1 protein-coding gene is annotated in these 2,832 nt (G+C 62.2%); it reads right to left on the bottom strand.

Translation table 11 applies throughout. The annotated features are described in order from the left end of the window. Positions 1 to 2,832: condensation domain-containing protein (locus AO388_RS25425; RefSeq protein WP_153004019.1), on the bottom strand; the 2,832-nt coding region annotated here is incomplete at both ends.

The raw sequence follows: 2,832 nt of genomic DNA, 5'->3' as shown, positions 1-2,832 counted from the left end.
CGCCGCGTTCGACACAGATCCCGACCCGCGAATCCGGCTGAACGCCCTGCTTGCGCAAGGCATGGGCTAGGCGGTTGGCCTGTTCGTTAAGCTCGCGATACGTCAGACGCTGGTCGCCGTGGACCACTGCCACCGCTTCCGGCGTGCGCTCGACCTGCGCTTCGAACATCCCGTGAATGGTTTGCTGCTGCGGGTAATCCAGCGCGGTGTCGTTGAACGCCACCAGTAACTGCTTACGCTCGACAGCCGACAGAACCGGCAAGCCTGCCAGCGGCACCTCGCCGGACTGCTCCAGTGCGCTGACCACATTCTCCAGAGTGGTCTGCACATACGCGCAGACGCGTTGCGCGTCGATGCTGGCACTGGCTTGAATCGTTAAACTGAAGCCCGTTCCCTCATCGTTTACTGAAAGGGTCAGCGGATAGTTGGTGCGTTCTTCGCCACGCAGGCTTTCGATACCTTGCCAGGCGTCCAGTGTCTGCTGGTTGACCTCAGCGGCGAGATGTCGGTAGTTGAGCAAAGCGCTGAACAGCGGCGTCGAAGCGGACACGCCACTGCAACGCTGGGCCAGTACCAGCGATGCGTGTTCATGGGCAAGCAGCCCACTGAGCCTGGCGTGGGTAGCCTTCAGACTATTGCGCACGCCCTGCTCGCCCAGCGTGACACGCAACGGCAAAGTATTGATGAACATCCCCAGCGCCCGGTCAGACCCGGCACCGCCTTGCAGGCGGCCAAGCAATACAGTGCCGAAGACCACATCATCTTTGCCTGACAAGGCGCCCAGAACACGAGCCCATGCCAGGTGATACAGGCTGGCGGAGCTGACCCCGAACTGACGGGCCTGCACGCGCAGGCGGCGGCTCAGGTCCATGTCGACCTGTAGGCGTGCTTCCTCGATACCGCGCCCGTCGCCCTGCACGTCCTGCAGGCCAAACGGCAGCGTCGGTTCATCGATATCACCGAGCATGTCGCGGAAAAACGCTTCGTGCTCTTCTCGGCTCACGCCGAGCATGGCCTGCGCTACGTAATTGCGATAAGGCACGGACGGTGGCAGAGAGGCTTGCTGTCCGAGCATGTATGACTCGATTTCGCTGGTGAGAATGCGCAGCGACGTGGCGTCGTCCACCAGGTGATGGAACAGCAGCATGCCCAGCCAGCGGTCGTTCTCCGCGTCATGTGCATAACCGATGCGTAGCATCGGTGCCTGACGAATGTCCAGACGCGTGTGGCGAGGGTCCAGACGTTCCAGCAGTTGTTCGGCGATATCGCCATCGGCAGGGTCCAGTATCAGCTCATCCAGGCCCAGAGGTGCTTCACGCCAGACCACCTGCACCGGAGAGTCGAGACGTTCCCAAAGCACGGCGGTGCGCAGGATATCGTGCCGCGCGATCACGCCTTGCAGGGCCTGAGCGAAACCGTGCAGACGCTCGAGGCTATCAAAGGCAAACAACGCGTATTGCAGGTACGGGTCTCCCTCGGTCGCGGCAAGGTGGTGATACAAAATACCTTCCTGCAGCGGTGCCAGAGCGTAGATGTCCTGCACGTTGGCCAGGCCGCCGGGGACGCTTGCCACTACACGGTCGATATCATTCTGGCTCAGGACTGTCAGAGGCAGCATGTCCGGGGTGATGCGCTCGCAGTTGGCGGGAATGAGGTTGGCGGGTACTTCCAGTGCCCCCTTGCCGCCTACCGCTGCTGCCAAGGCAGACAAGGTCGGCTGACTGAACAGCACGCGCACGTCGGCAACCAGGTCGATCTGGCGCATCCGCTCGATCAGTTTGACGGCCAGCAGTGAGTGGCCGCCCAGCTCAAAGAAGTTGTCATGACGACCGACCTGCTCCAGTTGCAGCAGGTCTTGCCAGATCCGCGCAATGGCCATCTCGGTGTCGTTTTCAGGCGCTGCATAGCCACGACTGGCCACCGCCGAACGGTCGGGCACCGGCAAAGCCCTGCGGTCGAGCTTGCCGTTGGCCGTCAGTGGCAACTCATCGAGTTGCACGTAGGCTGCGGGCACCATGTGCTCCGGCAATGCACCGTGCAGATGCTCGCGCAGGCTTTCGATGTCCAGCAGGCTTTCCGGCTGCTGCGTCGTGACATAGGCCACCAGGCGCTTATCGCCGGGCACATCTTCACGGCACAGCACCACGGCATCGCGGACGTCCGGATATTCAGCCAGACGCGCTTCGATCTCGCCCAGTTCGATACGGAAACCACGAATCTTGACCTGTTCGTCGTTGCGGCCCAGGTATTCAAGGCTGCCATCGGCCAGCCAGCGTCCCAGGTCGCCGGTACGGTATAGGCGCGCACTCGGTGCGGTGCTGAACGGGTTATCGAGGAAACGCTCGGCGGTCAGAGCTTCACGGTTCAGGTAGCCACGAGCAACACCGGCACCGCCCACGTACAGCTCGCCGATTACGCCTGTCGGCACGGGTTCGCCATGGGCGTCGAGCAGATAAAGCTGCAGGTCCGGGATGCGCTTGCCGATCGGGCTGGCACCGACGCGCTGGGCGTCTTCAGGCTGCAACGGGTAATAGGTCACATGCACTGTGGTTTCAGTGATGCCGTACATGTTCACCAGTTGCGTGCCAGCGTTCACGCTGCGGGCGTACCACGGCTTGAGCATCGCCGTTTCCAGCGCTTCACCGCCGAAAATCACCTGACGCAGCGAATGTAGCACCGTCACCCCGGCACTGCACAGCAGCGTGTAGAAGTCTTCCGGCGAGCGGCTGACCAGTTGCGGGACGATCAACAGACGGCCGCCGTGCAGCAAGGCGCCCCAGATTTCCCAGACCGAGAAGTCGAAGGCGAACGAATGGAACAGCGCCCAGACAT

Origin of the sequence: Pseudomonas sp. ICMP 10191, assembly GCF_001467335.1 — a bacterium.
Classification (GTDB): domain Bacteria; phylum Pseudomonadota; class Gammaproteobacteria; order Pseudomonadales; family Pseudomonadaceae; genus Aquipseudomonas; species Aquipseudomonas cerasi.
Note: the sequence above shows the minus strand (reverse complement) of the source record. Positions and strands in the feature narration are given on the sequence as shown.